The sequence below is a fragment of the Pseudoalteromonas sp. KJ63-1 genome (assembly GCF_055808145.1).
In genome coordinates this window covers 557,848-579,643 of the sequence record NZ_CM147855.1, presented here as the reverse complement: position 1 = coordinate 579,643, position 21,796 = coordinate 557,848, and the positions used below count along the sequence as shown (strand labels likewise).

Below are 21,796 nucleotides of genomic sequence, written 5' to 3'. Positions count from 1 at the left end.
TAATAAATATTATCGCTGGTACTCATAACTTACGCGCGGTGTAATATTACACAATAACTCGTAAGAAATAGTATCAGCACATTGTGCAATCTCTTCTACTGGTAACTCCGGTCCCCACATAATCACCTCATCACCCACTTCGACGTTGTGCTCATTATTACCTATATCAAGGGTGATCATGTCCATGGCTACACTACCCACAATACCGTAACGGTGACCATTTATAATCACAGGTGTGCCTTCTTTTGCATGACGTGGATAACCATCACCGTAGCCCAGTGCAACCACAGCCAACACCGTAGGTTTATCACTTTGCCAGCGGCCGCCATAACCTACTTGTTCATGTGCCCCTACATTGCGCACTGCTATTACCTTAGTGGTTAAGCGCATTACAGGCTTTAATTGATGATCTTTACCTGTGTGATTGGCCATAGGCGATACACCGTAAAGCATTAGCCCGGGTCTAACCCAATCACCATGACCACTTGGCCACGCTATAATTCCCGCAGAGTTTGATAAACAATGGGCTTGATTAACCTCTTGGGTTAAATTATCAAACAAACTTATTTGCTGCACTGTTTTAGTATTTTTTACATCATCGGCACAGGCAAAGTGAGTCATTAAATTTATTTTGTTTTGTGCATTTGGGCTGGCTTGTAGTCGCTGATAAAACATATCAAACTGCTCAGGCGCAATACCTAAGCGATGCATCCCGGTATTTATTTTTAACCAGCAATTTAAAGGCGCATCTAGCTGCGCACTTTCCAGCATTTTCAGCTGTATCGCATCATGAATAATGGTTTGAAAATTATTCGCCAATAAAATAGGTAAGTCTTCTTGATGAAAAAAACCTTCTAGCAACACAATCGGTTTTGTAAGGCCACCGGCACGCAGTGCTAACGCCTCATCTATACGCGCAACCGCAAATGCATCGGCCTCGTTTAAATGCTGCGCTATGGTGACTAAACCATGCCCATAAGCATTGGCTTTAAGTACGGCCATTACTTTACTATTGGGCGCAAAGCGTTTTACCTGTGCTAGGTTGTGTTCAAGCGCGATTAAATTAATTTCAGCAGTAGCTAAGCGCATTAGTAATCATCATCTACAGCAGGCCCCGCATAATTATCAAAGCGAGAAAATTGACCTTGGAAGGTTAGGCGTACTTTACCAATCGGACCGTTACGCTGTTTACCGATAATAATTTCGGCAATACCTTTTTCAGTACTGTCTTCGTTGTATACTTCATCACGATAAATAAACATGATCAAATCGGCATCTTGCTCAATAGAGCCTGACTCACGTAAATCTGAGTTAATTGGACGTTTATCAGCACGTTGCTCTAGAGTACGGTTAAGCTGCGATAGAGCAACAACCGGACACTGTAACTCTTTCGCTAATGCTTTGAGTGAGCGTGAAATTTCGGCAATTTCTAAGGTACGGTTATCTGACAAGCTAGGTACACGCATTAATTGCAGGTAATCGACCATGATCATACTAATACCACCATGATCACGTGCTATACGACGTGCACGTGAGCGAACATCGGTAGGTGTTAAGCCTGAGGCATCATCAACGTACATCTTGCCTTTTTCCATGAGTAATCCCATGGTTGATGAAAGGCGCGCCCAGTCATCGTCATCTAGCTGACCAGTACGTACTTTAGTTTGGTTAATTCGGCCAAGGGACGCCAGCATCCTCATCATAATTTGTTCAGAGGGCATCTCTAGTGAGTAAATAAGCACTGGCTTGTCTTGAGTCATTGCGGCATGTTCAGCAAGGTTCATCGCAAAAGTGGTTTTACCCATTGATGGACGCGCTGCCACAATAATTAAATCAGATGGCTGCAAGCCTGTAGTCATTTTATCAAGATCAGCATAACCCGTGCTCACACCGGTCACACCATCTTGTGGTGATTGATAAAGCTCTTCTATTTTATCAACGGTTTTTTCAAGTATGTTGTGAATGCTTTGTGGGCCTTCACTACTTTTTGTACGCTGCTCAGCAATTTTAAATACTTTACTTTCAGCAAAATCAAGTAAGTCGTGGCTAGTACGCCCTTCAGGATTAAAGCCCGCTTCGGCTATTTCATTGGCAACACCAATCATTTCACGAACAACGGCGCGCTCGCGAACAATACTTGCGTAAGCGTCAATATTGGCAGCACTTGGGGTGTTTTTTGCTATTTCGGCTAAATACGCAAATCCACCAATACCTGACAGCTGGTTATTTTTTTCTAAACTCTCAGAAATTGTGATTAAGTCAATCGGATCACCAATTTCAGCAAGAGCTGTCATCGCCTCAAAAATAAGCTTATGGGTACGGGTATAAAAATCCTGCGCCACAACAAGTTCAGCTACGCGATCAAATGCTTGGTTATCAAGCATTAAACCACCTAAAACAGATTGTTCAGCTTCTATTGAATGGGGAGGAACTTTAAGAGTGTCGACTTGCTTATCTGGTTTGGCCATAACTTCACAGTACTAAAATTGAATAGCTCTATTCTATCGACTTGGCGGGGCTGTGCAAATAGCAAAGCAGGAAATCTTTTCCTGCTTTTTGTTACTTGAAATAAAATAGCTAATTATTGACGTTTAAGTTCGATAACACCGCTAATAGTATTCATCTCTACGCTAGCATCAGTGCCATTAGTATTAAACTTAATTCCACTTGCTGGGCCATATTTGGCTTTTTGCACTTGATCGTTAGTTAACTGGTTGTCAATTTTACCGCCAGCGTGTGCTTCCACCTCAAATTGTGCAGATAAATCAGCAGGGAAATAAAACGCAGCGTTACCACTAACAGATTCAAAACTCACATCAGCATCACTCAGAAGGCGGTTAATTTGTACTTTAACTTCGCCATTAACGGTGCTTATTTGTAACTCTTTAATTGTATCTAAATTAAAGTTAATATCGCCATTTACGTTTTCTAAGCGAATATCATTGGCCGTCGAGTTTGATGTAATATCGCCATTAACCGCACTAAAACGAACTTCACCGCTAGATTGCTGATCATCAATCGAACCATTAACAGTTTCAAATTGAACTTTACCATTAAGTGCTTTTGCCTTGATGTCTCCATTTACAGTGGTCAGCTTAATATCGCCATTAAGATCGTTTACTGTAATAGCCCCATTAACTACATCAATTTCAGTGCCTTTTTGTAACTCTTTGGCCGTTATAGATGCATTAACACCCACAAATTCTAGTGCACTAGTTTTTGGCATAAAAATAGTGAGCGTTGAGCCATTGTTATTATTATCCCAATTAGAAAGTTCAGGCATCTTCACAATAAACTGGGTTTTATTGCCTTGTGTTTTAAGTGTGTAGCCTTGTGCCTTATCATCAAGCTCACCGGTTACTTTAAATTGGTTTTTATCCCAACCTGTTACTTTAATATCACCACGCTGGTTTTCAATGTGGATCACTCCAGCATTGGGTACCTCAATTTGCTGATCTATTTTTTCACCAGCAAGTACGGCCATGGGTAATAAAGCGATCCCTAATATTATTGCTTTCATTTATTTCTCCTAGATGTGTTGCCAACGCGGTGCGTGCACCTTGTTAATTAAGTCGAGTTGTTGTTGATAAACTTGCGCTAACATAGACAATAGCGCCTTGTTTTTCGGTTCATTTTCAAGAGTTTGCTTTATTGCTTGCTCTGCATCTTCAAGTTCTTGTAACTGTACTTGCCAGTTGTCGGTCAATGCTGCTTGGCTTTGATATTGCACTAGTAAACTTTGTTTTTGTTTAGTAAAAAACTCACTCATTGCCACTGCAGTATTTGCCTCTGATACTTTAAATAACAATACTGTGCTGACCAAAACCGCGGTAAAACATGCAGCAATGGCGGTGAGCTTTGGCCAATATTGATTAGTATTAATAGTGGGCTGATTATTAGCTATTATTGCGCGCTCAATCCCATTCCACAGTTCTTTTTTTGGTGGAATATTTTTATCTAACTGGGTTAAAGACTCATTTAAGTAGTCATCAAAATTTGTTTTACTCATTTTCATACCACTGCTTTAATAATTGCCTTGCACGATGATATTGCGCCTTACTAGATCCTACCGCCATACCTAACAGGGTTGCAATTTCCTCATGCCTGTAACCTTCTACTGCATAAAGCACAAATACCATTCTTGCGCGCTCAGGCAGCCTAATAATTAATTTATCTAGCCCATTTAATCCGTTACAGTCATGTGCAGCTTGTTCATCCATTCCGCTTTGCTCAAAGCTAATTACTTTATTAAGCCAATGTTTTTGCCTGCGCACATAACTAATAGCAATATTACTGGCGACACTATAAAGCCAAGTGGAAAACTGCGAACGTCCATCAAATTGCGCTATTTTGTTCCATACTTGCACAAACACTTCTTGGGTAGCATCTTGTGCATACTCCTCATCGGCTATAAGCCTCAGGCATAAGCCATAAACTTTTGCTTTATGCATGTCATAGAGCGCTTTATAAGCTAACTGGTCGCCGTTTTTAACTTGATCAATAAGCATTTGCTGCACTTGATCAGTTATTGGCTGATTAGCGTCCATTAACATCGCAAATTTTTCCTGTTTATAATTATGTAATTGCAATTTAACTTATAAGACGCGCAGAAGAATAGAAAGGTTTAAATGAAATAAAAAATATTTGTAAAAAATGAAGCTTTATTTTAGAAACGTGCTTAATTTTACCCACAACAAACAATTTATTGCTTTGGGTTATAAATTTTAGACACAAAAAAACCGTGCAAAGCACGGTTTTTTTTAAACTTAATTCTAAAAATTAAGCTTCAGCAATAACGATTACTTTAATAGTAGCTGTTACGTCTGAGTGTACTGCGATTGCAACGTCAAATTCGCCAGTCTCACGGATAGTACCTAGAGGTAAACGAACTTCTGATTTAGCAACTTCAACACCAACAGCTGAGATAGCGTCAGCGATGTCACGAGTACCGATTGAACCGAATAATTTACCTTCGTCACCAGCTTTAGATACCAATGTAACTTCAGCTAATGCTTCAAGTTTGTCAGCGCGTGCTTGTGCTGCAGTTAACTGTTCAGCGATTTTTGCTTCTAGTTCTGCGCGACGTGCGTCAAACGTTTCAATGTTTGCTTTAGTTGCAGGAACTGCCTTACCTTGTGGGAAAAGGAAGTTACGTGCGAAGCCAGATTTAACAACAACCTGGTCACCTAGGCCACCTAGGTTAGCGATCTTATCTAGTAGAATAACTTGCATGTTTCTACACCTTTTAAAAACGTGTTAATCCGCTGCTTACTTATGTAAGTCAGTGTATGGAAGAAGGGCTAAGTAGCGAGCACGCTTAATAGCAGTTGCTAGCTGGCGCTGGTATTTAGCGCTAGTACCTGTGATACGGCTAGGTACGATTTTGCCACTTTCTGTAACATAGTTTCTAAGAGTAGCTAGATCTTTGTAATCGATTTGTTGTACGCCTTCCGCTTTAAAGCGGCAGAACTTACGACGTCTGAAATAACGTGCCATGAGATTAATTCCTCAAATAATTCTTTCTATATGCTGAGCATGCAAAACCAATTGGCTAAGGCCGTTACGACCTTCGTGGCGATTTAAAAAACCACTCACTTGCAATGCCTGCCCAACGTGCAAATGTTGAGTCTGTTGTTGCATTTGCTTACCACTGGCAACCACCTGAAGCCTAACATAGCTATTACGGTTAAGATCTGCTTCAACTTGCATTGATTTATGTTCTACAACAAAAATACAATGCGGTATGCCCGCGGGGCTTTGGCTAAACTTGGGTGTTTTACAAACAACCCCCGATATAACCAGCTGATTCGTATATGGGCTAACCATTATAGTAACTGCTGACTACGTGCCATGCTAGGACTCAAAACAATTAAGCAGCTGGTGCTTCTTTCTTCTCTTCTCTTACAAGAGGAGACGCTTCAGTTACAGCGTTTTTAGTACGCATAACTAAGTTACGAAGCACTGCATCGTTGTAGCGGAAAGTAGTTTCTAGCTCGCTGATTACTTCAGTTGGTGCTTCAACGTTCATAAGAACATAATGAGCTTTATGAAGCTTGTTGATTGGGTAAGCCAGTTGACGACGGCCCCAGTCTTCAAGACGGTGGATAGTACCACCTGCTTCAGTGATAGAACCAGTATAACGTTCGATCATACCAGATACTTGCTCACTCTGATCAGGGTGAACCATGAATACGATTTCGTAATGACGCATGGATATTCCTTACGGTTAATAGAGCCTTCTACCGTTTCGGCCGGTCGGTTTAAGGCAAGGAATTAATAGTTTAAAAGCCGAAATGAGCGCGCATTTTACGCTTAGTAGGATAATTAAGCAAGCAGGTTTTTTAAGCTTTGATAGATAAGTGTTAAAGGTTTCGGGTTTCGGGTTTCGGGTTTCGGGTTTCGGGAAGACATTATTGGATGCTCCCTTGATATCAAAAAATAAAATAAAGATAAGTGCTTAATATTTAATGTAGACGCCGAGCTTGCTCGCGTAAAAAACATGGCTTTTAAGTACATTAGCCTATAAACAAAAAAACCGATGTTTAAACTAAACATCGGTTTTTCTTTGGCTAAAAGCTGACAGCTAAAAACTGACCGCTTGTCTTTATTACTTGCCTATCGCTTCTTTAGCGAATAGGTGTTTGATTGGGCCTAAGTTATCAACGAGTGAAAGCCCTACTCCACGAACCAGCTTTTTAACTGGGTTTGCGCCTTCAAATAACTCTTTTAGCCCTTGCATCATGGCGATGTGTTTTTGTGCGTCGAGCTTACGGGTGCGCTCGTAATCACGCAGTGTTCGCGTATTGGCAAATTCTTTTGAGTCTTTACTTAATAGCTCGATTAAATAAGCGGCATCTTTTAGACCCAGGTTCATACCCAGCCCTGCCAATGGATGAATGGTATGCGCTGCATCGCCCATTAGCACCACGTTACCATTGACCCATTGCTGGGCATAACGCATTTTAAGTGGGAACGCGACGCGCTTACTTTGCACTTCACATAAACCGCATTGGCCATCTATAGCAGCCATTACTGCTTTGTTAAAAGTAGTGTCGTCCATTGCTAGCAATTCATCGCAATGATTGGGGCTGGTTGACCACACAATTGAATGAGTATGCTCATCGCTCAGTGGTAAAAACGCTAGCGGCCCGGTTGGTAAAAACACTTGGCGTGCGGTATTTGCATGTGACTCTTTGGTTTTAACTGTCGCTACTAACGCATGGTGATCGTAATCTTTAAAGCTCAGCGCCATATTAAACTGTTTACGAATCGCTGAATTTGCGCCATCAGCCGCCACCAGCAACTTAGTAATAATAGGCTCGCCAGTTTTTAAATTAATAAATACGTCAGATTCACTTTGATGTATTTGCTGATACTCGGTATCAAACATCAGTGTGGCATTACTTTGCTGCTCAAGCTCTTTTATTAGTGCAAAGCGAATAATGTCGTTTTCAACAATGTGTCCTAAATGGTCTAGCTCAAGTTGCTCGTTATTAAAGGCTATTTTTCCAAAGCTGTCGGCATCACGAACATCCATGTGCGTATAAGCACAAGCACGCTCAGCTATTATATGTGGCCATACATTTAACTGCTCAAGCAAGGTTTGACTGGCAATACTTAGTGCACTAACTCGTAAGCCATAATCATCACTCGGTGGAGCTTGAGCTGTGGCAGCATCTAACACAACCACGCTAATATTCGCTTTAGCAAGTCCGAGCGCCAGCGTTAAACCTACGCAGCCACCACCCACTATACAAACCTGTACTTGTTTCATAAACGTGTACCTTGTTTAACTTGACCCATTAATTGTTTTGCTAATGGGGCTTTTAATGCGGGGAATAAATCCATCGAAAATAACCCAATACTGCGACCAAGCGCTAACACCCGTGATGAGTTTGAAAAAAGTCGAACCAAGGCATCTGTCAATGTCATCACAGTGTTTATATCATCACGGCGCTTAATTGAGTATTGACGAGTAAAGGCATAGCTACCTAAATTATGTTCACTGTTTGCCATTAAGTTACTCAGCACTTGTACATCTCGCAGCCCTAAATTAAAGCCTTGCCCTGCAATTGGGTGAATGGCGTGTGCTGCGTTACCTATTACCACAGTACGATGCGCCGTTAACGATTCTATTTGCCCATAAACCAGTGGATAACTGGCGCGCATACCGACTTTTATAAACTGCCCAGCACGATAACCAAAGGCAGTTTGCAGCGCACTTATAAAATCTGGCTCACTTAACGATGTATGCTGCTCAATATGCTCTTGACGCATACACCATACTAACGAATAGCGGTTATTACTCATGGGCAATAAAGCCATAGGGCCATTTTGGGTAAAGCGCTCAAAAGCCTGATGGTTATGCCCACCAGCGACTTCTATATTGGCAATAATCGCACCTTGTTCATAAGGCTGGGTATTAAAGCCGAGCTCCAATAAATTACGGGTTGGCGATTGTGCGCCGTCGGCAATCACCAACAACTTAGCACTCAGTTTTTCACTACTTTGTAATGTAAGTTCATTACTATTAGCGCTTTGTTTTATCGCTGTTACGCTATCTGGGCAAAAAAGCGATATGTTTGATTGCATTAAGCGCTGATGCAGCGCTCTGCCAAATGGGTTTACCTCTACTACATAACCTAATGAGGGTTTTGCAAACTCCTCACACTCTATATAGGTTTTACCAAAATGCCCCTTGTCTGACACACTCACTTTTTTTATGGCCGCAGCATAGGGAGCGTTCATTTCAAATAAATTGAGGCTTTGTAAATACTCTACCGATTGCTGGGCAAGTGCGATGCTTCTGTCATCAAAGCTTGGGTGATAATCAGTGGTTACTTGATTTGCTTCAATTACAGCAATATTTAAGCTGGGATTTTTTTACTTATACTCAGAGCACAACTTGCGCCGACTAAACCACCACCAATTACTACAACATCAAACTGCTTAGCCACTTTTATCTCCAAGCTTATGCGTTTTTAGCGCTTTGCATTAGCGCTTCTATTTCACTAATTGTTTTAGGCACGCTAATGGTTAAGTTGTCGTGACCTGAATCAGTTACTAATAAGTTATCTTCAATACGAATACCTGTACCTTGGTATTTTTGAGGCGCATTTGAGTCTTTACTAATATACAGCCCGGGCTCAATGGTTAGCACCATACCCGGCTCTAAGACACGCTCTTGGTTATTAACCTTGTAATCGCCCACATCATGAACATCAAGTCCTAACCAGTGACCAAGGCCATGCATGTAGTATTCTTTACAGGCACCTTGTGCCATTAACTCATCAAAATCGCCGGTTAAAATACCTAAATCGAGTAACCCTTGGGTTAGTACTTGCATAGCGAGTTTATTTGCCTGAGATAAAAGACCACCGGGTTTTATTTCGCTAAAAGCGACTTCTTGCGCTTTGAGTACAATATTATAAAGCGCAGCTTGCTCAGTGCTAAATTTACCGTTAACGGGGAAAGTACGGGTTATATCAGCGGCGTAGCCTTGTAGCTCACAGCCTGAATCAATCAGCACTAAGTCGCCATTGTTCAATACATCGCTATTTTGGGTGTAGTGCAAAATATTGGCGTTATCGCCACTGCCGACAATAGTGCCATAAGCAGGATGTGGCGCCCCATTCATTGCATAGTGATGATGAAGCTCTGCCTCTAGTTGAAACTCGGTTGCGCCAACGTGGGGAAAACGCATGGCTCGCATGTGCGCTCGAGCACTTATTTCACAGCCCTCACGCATAATGTTAATTTCGCTTGGCGATTTAAATAAGCGCATTTCATGCAATAAAGGGCGAATATCTTTAATTGTGCTCGGTGCTGCATCCCCTTTTTTAGGAGCGCTGCGCAAAGTGTTAAGCATTGAAAATACTTTGCCGTCAAAGGCAGGATACGTCCCTTGTGCATAAAATAAAATCTGTTGGCCGTTCACCAAATTCAATAATTGTTCATTTAGCTCACTAAGTGCATAAGTTTTGTCGAATAAGTATTCGCTTTGTGCTTTTTCAAAACCAATTCGCCTGCCGTGCCATACTTCTGCAAGTTTGTCCTTATCTAAACAAAATAATAGCGAAGGCGTATCACTGTTCTTACAAAGCACCAACACGGCATCGGGTTCGTTAAAACCAGTTAAGTAAAAAAAGTCACTGTCTTGTCGAAACGGATAATGAGTATCACGGCTACGCGTGAGCTCTATTGCAGCGGGAATTATCGCAATACTGTTATTATCCATTGCCGCCAATAAACGCTCGCGGCGCGCTTTAAACTCTGACTTTTGTATTTCAACCATTAATAACTAACCCATTACTTTTATTGTGTTGCTCAATTAATGCAGTGTTTTTTTGTTGCTTTGTGGATTTTGCTCTTTGCCTAGCTCAGCAAAACACAGTAGTGCCGATACGCGTACGTACTCAATCACTTCATGCAGTGCTTGGCTATCTTCTTCGGTTTCTTCAAAGGTTGTGTCAAGGCGCGTAATTTCGCTAAAGTCGCTAATCACTTCTTTTACATCTGCCGACAGCTTGCCATAGTCTTTTTGCTTTAAGCCAAAACCCAACATAAACCCAGCTACCCATGATACGAGCCCGTTAGCCTGATCGATGAGTGTTTCGTCATCACTAGGTAAAAATAAGTCAAATTGAAACTCTTCGTTATTAAAACTTTCAACAACTTGTTGATAAACTTTACCAAAAAACTGTTTTAAATCGTTGCTAAACGACTCGCCATCATTAAATACGTCGCTCAGTAAGCCTAAGTATTCTTTATCGTCAATGCTTAGCCCACAAGCAAGTAAACCGCTAATAACGCCATGCGCTTCTGCGGGTGATACAAATATTTCGTTTTTTTCTAAAAGTAGTTGGGCTTTTTCGTAACCTGGTAAATCGTTCATAATCAAGTCTTCGCTTTGCTAGTTAAAGCAATGCTACCACTCGATAAAAAGCAACTCCAATTAATTGTATGATCAAGCTCAAAAACCACGCAATAAAGTAAACAGTGAGTTAAAGATGCAGAAAAACTAAGCGAACAGTTGAATTTTTTACGATTGGGGTTTAAGGATTGGAATATGTCTTATATACTAAATTTGTTCCCTGGGGTGCAGGAGCTTGGTTAAGTCCCTGAGCCGATAAATTTTATACCAGGATTTTTGTTCGTTTACTATTGTGCAAGCTCGGCATGTACCGAGAAGCCTACGGTAAACCGCAGATTTCCGCCCTGAAACCTCAAGGTTTCAGGACTGACACCGGGCACCGCATTCTCGGGGAACACCTTCCTTTATAGTTTAGGTTTTCAAGCATTTCTTTATAACTAAATATTCCCTATCTTTCGTCTTTAAATATATCGAACTGCGGCTCCACAGCCCGATATTAAACTTATTTCTAACACCTATCCCTTTGTCTTTTTAATGCCTAACACTACTTAAACCAACCTTGAAAGCGCTCCATCAGCATATAGTTAACCGGAACGAGTAGTAAAGTTATAAAAGTCGCAAATATAATCCCGAACCCTAAGCTTACCGCCATAGGTATTAAAAACTGCGCCTGAGTCGCCTTTTCAAACAACAGCGGCATTAAGCCTATAAAAGTGGTTAAGCTGGTAAGCATAACCGGGCGAAAGCGCGATGCGCCAGCGAGTTTAACTGCCTCTATTAAATCGCCACCTTCGCTACGTTTTTTATTAATAAAATCGACTAATACAAGCGAATCATTCACTACCACACCTATTAATGCAAGCATACCTAGTAAGCTCATAATGGTTAAGTCCATACCCATTATCCAGTGCCCTACTACAGCGCCAATCATGCCAAATGGAATAACGCTCATAACAATAATTGGTTGCATGTATGACTTAAACGGAATGGCCAATAGCGCATAAATAATAAAAAACACAAACACTAACGCCCAGGCCAATGAGCCAAACGACTCTCTTTGCTCTTTGGCTTCACCTTCAAGTTTGTACTCAACCCCCGGGTATTGCTGCATTAACTCATCTAAGTATTTTGCTAGGTCGGCTTGAAGCACCGTCATGTTGGTGTTGTTTTTTTCAATATCAGCCGTCACGTTTAGTGTGCGATAACGATCAATACGGTTTATGGTTGATGGACTTTGTCCTGCCGTAAGTGTTGCCACGTGCGACAATGGCACAGAGCCGCCATCGGGAGTGCTTATTAGTATGTTTTGTAAATCAGCTACAGAGCGGCGCTCGTCAATAGGTAAACGAACCATTACACGCACGTCGTCTCGTCCGCGTTGAATACGCTGAACCTGCGAGCCAAAAAACGAATTACGCACTTGTCCTGCCACATTTACACGGTTTAAACCAAGCGCCAAACCTTGTTGCGTAAGCTCTATACGCAACTCTTCTTTACCATCAGACATACTATCGGCAATATCAAACACTGTTGGGTACGTTGCTAAACGGTTTTTAATATTATCAGCTACATCTTGCAATATTGTTAATGAAGTACCACTTAGTTGAACGTCTATTGGGTCTGAACTTCGGCCAATTTCAGCTCTAAATGTTAAGCTTTCAGCGCCAGGAATAACACCAATTAAATCGCGCCATTCACTAGCAAGCTCTCGCGAACCTATATCTGACTCACGCTGCTCAGCAGGTGTAATCTCAAAGCGTACCGCTCCGGAGTTAGACGCACCACCGCGTCCGCCAGTAGTGGCTAATATATTTAAAATAACGCTTTCGCCTGTATTAGGGTCGCGATATTTGTCTTGTAATTGCTGCGCTTTTTCAGACATATCAATCACGTATTTATTGGTTACTTCAAACGGTGTGCCTGTTGGCAGTGTTAGATTAACTCGTACAGTTTCGCTCGGAATTCGTGGGAAAAAGATAAACTTAGTCCAACCACTGGTGATCATGGTTAGAATAATAAAAAATACCCCCACAAATAAACTGACCGTTGTTAATTTATGACGTAAAGCAGTGTTTAATATAGGTTGGTAATATTTTAAAATTGCACTTTCAAAGCCATCTGCAAAGCGTTGTTGAATCGCTTCAAGCTTTGATGGTTCACCTTTTTGGTGGCGTAGTTTTATGTATTTTAAATGTGCTGGTAACACAAATTTAGATTCAATTAGCGAGAACAATAAAACCGGAATAACCACTACCGGAATTTGTGCAAATAAGGCGCCGCGCGCCCCTTCAATAAATGCTAAAGGTAAAAAGGCAGCAACAGTAGTCAGTACACCAAAGGTAACCGGAGTCGCAACTTCTTGAGTACCCAATATAGCAGCCTGCTCACCCGATTTTGCCGTTTTTAAATGGGTATACACGTTTTCGCCGGTTACTATGGCGTCATCTACTACAATACCGAGCACTAAAATAAAGCCGAATAAGCTCATTATATTTAACGTTACACCAAAAATTGGCATCGCGATAAATGCGCCCATAAACGATACAGGAATACCAATAAACACCCAAAATGCAATTGCTGGGCGTAAAAATAGCGTGAGCAGTGCCAGTACTAAAATACCACCTTGTAAAGCATTACTGGTCAAAGTAGCGATACGGCTTTTAACTAATTCTGAGTCGTCGTCCCAATAACTTAGTTTAAAACCCTGTGGTAGCGTGGCTTGCTGCTCTTCAATATAATTTTTAACATCGTCTGCCACGGTTATCGCGCTTTGCGGGCCAATTCGGTAAACGTCTATAAACGCCGCTTGCTTACCATTAAAACGGGTGCGTACTGGCGTTTCTTCAAAATCGTCTTTAATTGTAGCAATATCACCTAAACGGATAATCGTTCCATCGGCTTGGTTTTTTACTACTATGCTGGCAAATTCATCTTTACGATAAGCCTGCCCTTTTGAGCTAATTAGTACATCGCCGCCCTCTGTTTTTAAGTTACCGGCAGAAATATCAGAACTTGAATTAGCAATAGCACTCGATATTTGCGCAAGGCTTAGGCTGTACTGGCGAAGTGTGTCTTGGCTAACTTCAATGGCTAACTCGTAGTCTCGTACACCACTTAGCTCTACCTGGGTTACGTTAGGTAAGCGAAGTATTTGATCTCGCACTTTTTCGGCATATTCACGCGTTTCTTTTTCGCCGTAATCGCTTGATACGGTAACGGCTATTACTTCTCTTTTACGCTCAGCCAGCGCAACAATCGGTTTTTCTGCATCGCCAGGAAACGTATTAATCGCATCTACTCGGCTTTTAATATCAGCTAATAACTCACGAGGATCGTAACCGCTTTCAACCTCAATAGTTACAGAGCCTGATCCCTCTGACGAGCGGCTAAATATTTGTTTAATTCCCTCTAAGTCTTGAACCGCTTCTTCTATACGAATAGTCACGCCCTGCTCTACATCTTCAGGGGTTGCACCACGCAGGCTAACACCTACGCTTATCATATCGGTTTCAAAGGACGGAAATACTTCCAGTGGTATTTTACTCGATAAACTAAATAGTCCCGACAACAACAAAGTTACTAACAATAAGTTGGCAGCAACATGGTTTTTGGTAAACCAAGCAATCATGCTTTATCTCCTTGCTTGGCCGCGCGACGTTTTTTTATTAACTCTTCAACACTTATACCAAGCTCTTTTGCTTTTTGCTCTAGCTGCTCACGAGTCGGGCGCTTACTTTTAGATACTTTTTCTTTTGGCTGTGCACCTAAAATATTCACTTTAGTGCCTGAGCTTACTTGACCTAGCGGCGTAACAACCAATTTATCGTTTGCTTTTAAACCGGTTTTGATCATTGCTTCATTGGCGTTTTGCCATGCAAAAGTAACGTCTTTACGCTTTAATACATTACCTTCAACCACATAAACATAAGTACCTTGGTAAATTGTACTGTTAGGAATGATCAACGCATTTTGCACCGTTTTACCCGCTATTTGCGCTTTTATGTATTGCCCTATTTTAATTGGGTACTGATTACTAGCGGTTGATTTATATGGGTCGTCTATTTTTGCCACCACATAAAGTTGCTGTGCATTTTCGTCAATAGCGCCCTCGGTGCGTGCCAGTTGACCTTGCCATGTTTGCTCCCCCACTAAATCAGAACTAAATTTAACTAACGAACCCGCTTGGTTTTTAGCACTATCACGGTATTGCTCTGGCAGGTTAACAAACGAAAGGTCTTTATTTTTTATTGGTAAGCGAATTTCAACACTATCAATAGCGTAAATAGTGGCAAGTTGGGTATTGTTACTCACTACTTGACCTAAATCGACACTACGACTCAGTATTCGCCCAGCATAGGGGGCGTTAACCTTTGTACGTTCTAAATCAAGCTCTGCTTTTTCAAGAGCAGCTTGAGCCGATAGCACTTGTGCTTGCGCAGCTGCTAATTGCGGCTCACGCAATACCAAGCTGCTGGCTTGGCTTGAACCACCAAGGCGCTTCCAATCAGTCAGTGCTTGTTGCCCGCGGGCCTTTTCTTCTAATAAGCTTTGCTCTGCTGTGAGTAAATTAGCTTGAGCAGATTTAACCTCTGCCTGATGATCTCTATCATCTAGCTTTAATAACACGTCGTCTTTTTCAAAAAAGCCACCTTCTCTAAACTCATCGCTCACTTCAATTATTTGCCCTGATGCTTGAGCAACAAGTAAGCTTTGTGTTCGAGGTTTTACCGTACCGTAGCTGTCTATCATTACTTGATAACTTTGAGGCACAAGCTCAAGTACAGACACACTAATTGCTGCTTTTGGTGCTGAACTAAAGCGTCTCGCCTCTGGCGGATTACTCTTAATAAAAAATACAATTAAAAGAGCGGTAACAACAACCGCGGCTGGAATAATTATTTTAGCTGTTTTAGTGTTCATCGTTATTGCTCTTTAAGTCGCTTGACGGTTTTTCAAAATCACCACCGAGGGCAACATGTAGGTTAATTCTATTTGCGATTAATTGGTTTTTAATTTGTATTAATGAACTTTGCGCATCAAATGAGCGACCTTGTGCATCAAGTACCGTGGTATAAGTTACTAAGCCACTTTGATATTGCTCAAACGATAACTGCTCGGCCGCAAGTGCATTTTTTTGTGCTTCGAGGGTGCTGGTGTACTGCGCTTTTAAAGACTGCTGCTGCGATATCGCGTTTTCTACATCAGCAAATGCATCGTACAAGGTTTGTAAATATTGCTGTTCTTGCTTTTGCGCATTCAGGCGTGCAATTTCTTCATTGGCTTGTAAACGCCCTCCCTCAAAAATAGGTGCCGAAATACTTCCGAGTAAAGACCATGCGAGGCTTGAAGGAGAAAACAAATTACTTACTCTATCTGTACTATCACTCAAGCTTGCAGTTAAATTTAAACTCGGAAAGCGCTGTTTATGTGCGTAAGCCAATGACGCATCGGTAGCTAATAACTCGTACCAACTAGCAAGTAATGCGGGCTTTCGAGTAATGAGTTCTGAAGGAATACCAACTGGAATTTCGGTACTAATAACCGGTAAGTCAGTACTTGCTGTAATAGCTCCTTTTGGGTACTCACCTAGTAAGCGCTCAAGCACTCGCACTGCACTTGATAGACTCGCTGTTTGAGTGGCAATGCGTGAGCGTTCGTTATTAAGCTCATTGCGGGCTAAATAAACATCAAGCGCTTCATTAATACCTTGGCGATAACCCGACTCAATTATATCGAGGTTTTGCTTAGCATTTTCTTCACGGCGCTTATATAAATCAAGCAGCTGCTGCGCAGACACAACATCAAACCAACCTTGAACAACATCTGAAACGAGTTGTTGTTTAGCTTGTTCAAAACGCGCTTTTTGCGCTAAATAAGAAAGGTTAGCTTCTCGTTTTGAATCTGACAGCTTACCCCATAAGTCAACTTCGTAATTTAAGTTTAAGCTTACCGAGCTGGCATTATTATAGCTAACAGGCCGGTTATTTTTGCTTCGGCTAGTACGCGAAGATAAATCTAAACTAGGCCAAAGAGCTGATCCGGTTGCTATTAGTTGCTGTTTAGTAATAGCGACATCATAGCTGGTTTGTAATAGTTGTTGGTTGTTTTTAAGCGCTTGTTCTACGTATTTGTTAAGTAATGGCGTGTGCAGTTGAGTTAACCATTCATCATCCACTTTTAATACCGAACTTGATGCTTGTTGTTGCCACTGCTGTGGTAAATTATTTGGAGTTTGTTCGCGCTGCGATGGGTTTAAGTTACTCGCACAACCGCTCAACACTATAATGCTTATTGCTAATAAAGATGGCTTATATTGCCACATCATGTTTAAACCTGATCAATGCTATTTATGAGTGTTATTCAATCACTTTAGCAAACTTTGCTCAATTGACTTTACATAACATTACATAGCTTGCGGTGAAATTGTAAGTTCACTCAATGCGCTAAGTGTTAATACAACTATCAAAAACAAATGAGCAAGCTAACTTTTAATCAGAGAATTAATTTAAAGCCTTAAGAAGTAGATGTAGAAAAGACGACAGAGTTTGCTATTGGCATTACACCAGCTAAAGCGGAATAAAATTATAAATATATTTTGCATATGGAACGCAGTTTAATGCTGCGCCGAACTTAGGACAGAAACAAAAAAGCCTCGCATATGCGAGGCTTTGTATACATTCTTGCGACTAACCGAGTCGAACGGGTAACTTGAACAGACTACTGATTACAGTTTCTTTTTCTAGTTACATTGTAAATGGTGCCGACTAACCGAGTCGACGGGTAACTTGAACAGACTACTGATTACAGTTTCTTTTTCTAGTTATATTATAAATGGTGCCGACTAACCGAGTCGACGGGTAACTTGAACAGACTACTGATTACAGTTTCTTTTTCTAGTTATATTATAAATGGTGCCGACTAACCGAGTCGAACGGTTGACCTACTGATTACAGTTTCTTTTTCTAGTTATATTATAAATGGTGCCGACTAACCGAGTCGAACGGTTGACCTACTGATTACAAGTCAGTTGCTCTACCAGCTGAGCTAAGTCGGCACACTAAAACAAAAAGCCTTGCATGAGCAAGGCTTTATATAAATGGTGCCTCGACCCGGAATCGAACCAGGGACACGAGGATTTTCAATCCTCTGCTCTACCAACTGAGCTATCGAGGCACTTAAACAGTGCTAATTAAATGTTATCGAAACACTTAACTAAAATAAATGGTGCCGACTAACCGAGTCGACGGGTAACTTGAATAGACTACTGATTACAGTTTCTTTCCTAGTTACGTTATAAATGGTGCCGACTAACCGAGTCGAACGGTTGACCTACTGATTACAAGTCAGTTGCTCTACCAGCTGAGCTAAGTCGGCACACAAAACTGTGTGCTAAGGCACTTTATCAATTTTAAAGATTGATAACTTTTTTGTAAATGGTGCCTCGACCCGGAATCGAACCAGGGACACGAGGATTTTCAATCCTCTGCTCTACCAACTGAGCTATCGAGGCACTTAAACAGTGCTAGTGAATGCTCTAAGCATTTCACTTTTATAAATGGTGCCGACTAACCGAGTCGAACGGTTGACCTACTGATTACAAGTCAGTTGCTCTACCAGCTGAGCTAAGTCGGCACACAAAACTGTGTGCTAAGGCACGCGTAAAAATGTTTAAATAAATATCTAAACACCATTACTTTAATAAATGGTGCCTCGACCCGGAATCGAACCAGGGACACGAGGATTTTCAATCCTCTGCTCTACCAACTGAGCTATCGAGGCACTTAATAGTGCTGATTAGTAATCACAACGGATTAATAATTCAACTCCCACATAGCTTTACTGACTGAGCTATCTGGGCGTGCGGCGTATTAAACGAGTTTTACCCTTACAAGTCAACTTTTTTTATCCTTTGCAACTGTTTGAACGGTTTTCAAACAACTAACAACAAATCTCGTTCATACCGTGCATTTATTCAACAAAAGAGTTTAAAAAACGTAGTGAATTATTTTTTTTAGGTGTTACGATTAGTCAATAGCTTTCGGTACAGGCTTACCGTTTTAATAAAACCACGATAGGAAAACTCATGCAGAGTAAGTTCTCTTCAGCAATAAAGGGCCTACTACCTATATTTTTAGTTAGTAACCTTATAATTTCCACATTATTTATAGTCGCCTATTCGCTTTACTCACAAAGCAATGCTGAGAACAATGAACTTCCCCAATCCTCTACTATTGCACCCACTAAACTTGCTGAACGCCTTGAGCAGCCCATTGTTGAAGCACTAACAACATACGGGCAAAACAAAGCCAAATTACTTCTTGATATTGCAAGCTTACTCAATAATGACTTTAAATATACTCTGCATCGTTTTAATGCAAATAATCAAGCCGAGTTAGTTTATAGCAATAATAGTATAGTGATTGCACCTTTAGCTGTTAGCAAATACATTAAAGAGCAAAATACTCTGCATCATTTAATCTCATCAGAGGGACAAGTAATCGCTGAGCTTATCATTGAGCAGAAACAACCTTTAATTTCATCATCGACACAAAATTTATCAATGAGTGCATATCTTTCCGCTATTGTTGCTCTGTTCGCACTGTTTGCATTCGCTATAGCGTTTAATAAGTACATTAAAAAACGACTACATAAAAATACCGATTCTCTCACTCAGGAACTCAAAGCTATTACACAAAATGATAATTATCAAAGCACGCTTGATGAGCAACTTGATGGAGGGTTAGAAACCGTTGCTCAACAAATTAATTTATTGCTGAAAAAAGTAAGTATGGTTCTAGCTGACGATCAAGCTGCACAAAAAGAATTAAAAAGGCTACAAACCAGTCTGGAAACAGAAGTACAAAGCAGAACATTTGAATTAGAAAAACAAACTCAAAAAGCGTTAAAGGCGAGTGAAACTAAAACCACCTTTTTAGCCACCATGAGTCATGAAATAAGAACACCAATGAATGGTGTTATTGGCACCATTGATTTACTTCGCCAAACAGAGCTTGATGGTGCTCAGCAACGCCTTAGTACTATTATTCGTGAATCCGCATTTTCGCTACTGAGTATTTTAGATGATATTTTAGATTTTTCTAAAATTGAGGCTGGAAAGCTCAACATAGATCCTGTTCCGTTCTCTATTGCAGATACACTAGAAGAAGTAGCCAAGGTATTATCGTCGGTTGCTAAAAATCGTCATTTAGAACTCGATTTATCAATTGCACCCGATATTCCTAATAACCTTATGGGCGACTCAGGCAGGGTTCGCCAAGTGCTATATAACTTATGTAGTAATGCCATTAAGTTTACTAGCACCAGTGGTACAACGAAGGGGAAAGTAAGAATATCAGTAGAGGTAGCAAATAACACCGCCGATCACTTTACATTGCGTTTTTGTGTAAGTGATAACGGTAAAGGAATGAGCCAATCTCAGTTAAGAAAAATTTTCAACCCGTTCACTCAAGCAGAAAGCTCAATTACGCGAGAGTTCGGTGGAACAGGGCTTGGTCTTTCAATTTGTAAAAGCTTAACCGAGCTAATGCTTGGTACTATACATGTAACAAGCCATGAAGGGATTGGAAGTGAATTTACCGTTGAACTGCCTTTTTCGACTGCAGGTAAAACTGAATTTGCCCATAAAAATACACTTAATGGTAAACATGTCATTATTGTCAGCAGCGACGCAGAGCGCGGTAAAGTAATTTATCGTTACTTGTCATTTATGGGGGCTAAAATAACTTATGCTCATGAGCAACAAGATGTAGAAGCTCACCAAGATGCCAAGGATATTATTTGGGTTGTTGATGGCATTGATGACATGAGTAGTATTAGTACCTTACTAAGAAGTTTACTTTACTCACTAGAAGATAATAACCAGCAAATGGTGGTATTAAGTAAATTAGATGAAGCAGTAATTAATCATAAAAGTATTTTTTATATTAATGCTTCTCCATTATGTAAATCTAACTTCATGCTTTCAATTTTGGTGGCTGCAGGTTTGCATAAGCCTAAGCAAGTTAAAAAAGCCAGAACGATGAATCACTACCTAAACTCAGAAGAAGCGCTGGCCGCAAATAGGCTAGTATTATTGGTAGAAGATAACCTATTAAATCAAGAGGTACTCACCGAACAATTACATATACTAGGGTACAGTGTAGAGGTGGCTAATAACGGTGAGGAAGGCCTAGATATGTGGCGTAAAAATAGCTACTCGCTCATTTTAACCGATTTACATATGCCAAAAATGTCTGGCTACGATATGGTTGAAAAAATTAGAGAAGAAGCGTCATTGCTCGAATCGATTGACGCACAACCTTATATTATTGCTGTTACTGCCAATGCTCTAAAAGGAGAGAGAGAGCGGTGTTTAGCTGTAGGTATTAACGACTTTATTACTAAACCCATTGAGTTAAATGCACTTGAAGACACATTAAAGCAATGGAATGACTTATATAGCAAACAACCACAACAGGTGAATTCGACCGAAAAACCAATCATGCCTATTGATATGGAGTCAGCGAATAAGTATATAAATGGCGATGATGCTAAAATAATCCGCTTTTTTAAAATGTATTTAGAGCAGAGCCAAGAACAAATTAAAGCGATTAACTTCGCTGTGCTGCAAAGCAATAAAGCTGAAATTTTATCCGCTTGCCACCAATTAAAATCTATATCGAAGACAGTAGGAGCTAACATTGTTGCTGATTTAGCGCAGTCATTTGAAGATAAGTGTAAAAGTGATGAAATAAAAGCTGATGAATTAATTAAGATGAGAGATGAGCTTGAAATTGAATATTCAAGAGCAGCACAGTTTTTAAAAGAACAAATTAGAAACAACGATCAGCAAGATGACTTGATTTAACTAAAATATTCATCGGTATACACAATATAAAAAAGGGCTCATAGCCCTTTTTTATT

General features: G+C 40.6%; 16 protein-coding genes, 6 tRNA genes, 1 other RNA gene and 1 pseudogene. 2 read left to right on the top strand and 22 right to left on the bottom strand.

What is annotated here, in order from left to right:
* Positions 1 to 9 precede the first annotated feature (9 nt).
* The 13 genes and pseudogenes from alr to AC0L7Q_RS02660 form a co-directional block, all read right to left on the bottom strand.
* Positions 10 to 1,089, bottom strand: a complete 1,080-nt coding sequence (gene alr, locus AC0L7Q_RS02720; RefSeq protein WP_413401308.1) for an alanine racemase — start codon at positions 1,087 to 1,089, stop codon at positions 10 to 12.
* Positions 1,089 to 2,468 carry a replicative DNA helicase gene (gene dnaB, locus AC0L7Q_RS02715; RefSeq protein WP_010390854.1) on the bottom strand — a complete coding sequence of 460 codons (1,380 nt, stop codon included), beginning with the start codon at positions 2,466 to 2,468 and terminating at the stop codon, positions 1,089 to 1,091. The genes alr and dnaB overlap by 1 nt, the downstream gene beginning before the upstream one ends.
* A 113-nt stretch (positions 2,469 to 2,581) precedes the next feature.
* Positions 2,582 to 3,520 carry a DUF4097 family beta strand repeat-containing protein gene (locus AC0L7Q_RS02710; RefSeq protein ID WP_413401307.1) on the bottom strand — a complete coding sequence of 313 codons (939 nt, stop codon included), beginning with the start codon at positions 3,518 to 3,520 and terminating at the stop codon, positions 2,582 to 2,584.
* A gap of 9 nt (positions 3,521 to 3,529) precedes the next feature.
* A complete protein-coding gene (locus AC0L7Q_RS02705) occupies positions 3,530 to 4,015 on the bottom strand; it encodes a hypothetical protein (protein ID WP_413401306.1) in 486 nt (161 codons plus the stop codon).
* The gene (locus AC0L7Q_RS02700; RefSeq protein ID WP_413401305.1) at positions 4,002 to 4,553 is read right to left on the bottom strand and encodes an RNA polymerase sigma factor; all 552 of its coding nucleotides are present in this window, start codon (positions 4,551 to 4,553) and stop codon (positions 4,002 to 4,004) included. Before AC0L7Q_RS02700 ends, AC0L7Q_RS02705 begins: the two co-directional genes overlap by 14 nt.
* Before the next feature lie 226 nt (positions 4,554 to 4,779).
* Positions 4,780 to 5,232: a 50S ribosomal protein L9 gene (gene rplI / locus AC0L7Q_RS02695; protein ID WP_008110407.1), complete on the bottom strand. Its 453-nt coding sequence runs from the start codon at positions 5,230 to 5,232 to the stop codon at positions 4,780 to 4,782.
* Positions 5,233 to 5,268: 36 nt separating this feature from the next.
* Positions 5,269 to 5,496: a 30S ribosomal protein S18 gene (gene rpsR, locus AC0L7Q_RS02690; RefSeq protein ID WP_002962753.1), complete on the bottom strand. Its 228-nt coding sequence runs from the start codon at positions 5,494 to 5,496 to the stop codon at positions 5,269 to 5,271.
* Positions 5,497 to 5,508: 12 nt separating this feature from the next.
* Entirely contained in the window at positions 5,509 to 5,826 is a 318-nt protein-coding gene (gene priB, locus AC0L7Q_RS02685) for a primosomal replication protein N (RefSeq protein WP_008466122.1), read from the bottom strand.
* A 43-nt stretch (positions 5,827 to 5,869) separates the two neighbouring features.
* On the bottom strand, positions 5,870 to 6,211 hold the full coding sequence (gene rpsF / locus AC0L7Q_RS02680) for a 30S ribosomal protein S6 (protein WP_008110420.1): 342 nt from the start codon (positions 6,209 to 6,211) through the stop codon (positions 5,870 to 5,872).
* Positions 6,212 to 6,607: 396 nt separating this feature from the next.
* Positions 6,608 to 7,774 (bottom strand): FAD-dependent monooxygenase, encoded by a 1,167-nt coding sequence (locus AC0L7Q_RS02675; RefSeq protein WP_413401304.1) that lies wholly within the window; start codon positions 7,772 to 7,774, stop codon positions 6,608 to 6,610.
* A pseudogene (ubiH, locus tag AC0L7Q_RS02670) lies at positions 7,771 to 8,957 on the bottom strand (2-octaprenyl-6-methoxyphenyl hydroxylase). Before ubiH ends, AC0L7Q_RS02675 begins: the two are co-directional and overlap by 4 nt.
* Before the next feature lie 14 nt (positions 8,958 to 8,971).
* Positions 8,972 to 10,294 (bottom strand): Xaa-Pro aminopeptidase, encoded by a 1,323-nt coding sequence (gene pepP / locus AC0L7Q_RS02665; protein WP_413401301.1) that lies wholly within the window; start codon positions 10,292 to 10,294, stop codon positions 8,972 to 8,974.
* A 36-nt stretch (positions 10,295 to 10,330) separates the two neighbouring features.
* On the bottom strand, positions 10,331 to 10,894 hold the full coding sequence (locus AC0L7Q_RS02660; protein WP_413401300.1) for a UPF0149 family protein: 564 nt from the start codon (positions 10,892 to 10,894) through the stop codon (positions 10,331 to 10,333).
* Between the two features lie 193 nt (positions 10,895 to 11,087).
* Between AC0L7Q_RS02660 and ssrS the strand changes: the two genes are divergently transcribed.
* Positions 11,088 to 11,271: non-coding RNA, 6S RNA (gene ssrS, locus AC0L7Q_RS02655), on the top strand.
* 146 nt (positions 11,272 to 11,417) lie between these two features.
* On the opposite strand, the gene AC0L7Q_RS02650 is transcribed toward ssrS, so the two are convergent.
* The 9 genes from AC0L7Q_RS02650 to AC0L7Q_RS02610 form a co-directional block, all read right to left on the bottom strand.
* Positions 11,418 to 14,501: an efflux RND transporter permease subunit gene (locus tag AC0L7Q_RS02650; protein WP_413401299.1), complete on the bottom strand. Its 3,084-nt coding sequence runs from the start codon at positions 14,499 to 14,501 to the stop codon at positions 11,418 to 11,420.
* Complete coding sequence (locus tag AC0L7Q_RS02645) at positions 14,498 to 15,793, bottom strand: efflux RND transporter periplasmic adaptor subunit (protein WP_413401298.1); 1,296 nt, start codon at positions 15,791 to 15,793, stop codon at positions 14,498 to 14,500. Before AC0L7Q_RS02645 ends, AC0L7Q_RS02650 begins: the two co-directional genes overlap by 4 nt.
* The gene (locus AC0L7Q_RS02640) at positions 15,783 to 17,198 is read right to left on the bottom strand and encodes a TolC family protein (protein WP_413401297.1); all 1,416 of its coding nucleotides are present in this window, start codon (positions 17,196 to 17,198) and stop codon (positions 15,783 to 15,785) included. Before AC0L7Q_RS02640 ends, AC0L7Q_RS02645 begins: the two co-directional genes overlap by 11 nt.
* 653 nt (positions 17,199 to 17,851) lie before the next feature.
* A tRNA-Thr gene (locus tag AC0L7Q_RS02635) sits at positions 17,852 to 17,927 on the bottom strand.
* 43 nt (positions 17,928 to 17,970) lie between these two features.
* Positions 17,971 to 18,046 (bottom strand) — tRNA-Phe (locus tag AC0L7Q_RS02630).
* A 125-nt stretch (positions 18,047 to 18,171) separates the two neighbouring features.
* A tRNA-Thr gene (locus tag AC0L7Q_RS02625) sits at positions 18,172 to 18,247 on the bottom strand.
* A 60-nt stretch (positions 18,248 to 18,307) separates the two neighbouring features.
* Positions 18,308 to 18,383, bottom strand: a tRNA-Phe gene (locus AC0L7Q_RS02620).
* Positions 18,384 to 18,429: 46 nt separating this feature from the next.
* A tRNA-Thr gene (locus tag AC0L7Q_RS02615) sits at positions 18,430 to 18,505 on the bottom strand.
* Between the two features lie 71 nt (positions 18,506 to 18,576).
* Positions 18,577 to 18,652: transfer RNA gene (locus tag AC0L7Q_RS02610), tRNA-Phe, on the bottom strand.
* A gap of 304 nt (positions 18,653 to 18,956) precedes the next feature.
* Between AC0L7Q_RS02610 and AC0L7Q_RS02605 the strand changes: the two genes are divergently transcribed.
* Positions 18,957 to 21,740 (top strand): hybrid sensor histidine kinase/response regulator, encoded by a 2,784-nt coding sequence (locus tag AC0L7Q_RS02605; protein ID WP_413401296.1) that lies wholly within the window; start codon positions 18,957 to 18,959, stop codon positions 21,738 to 21,740.
* Positions 21,741 to 21,796: the final 56 nt, after the last annotated feature.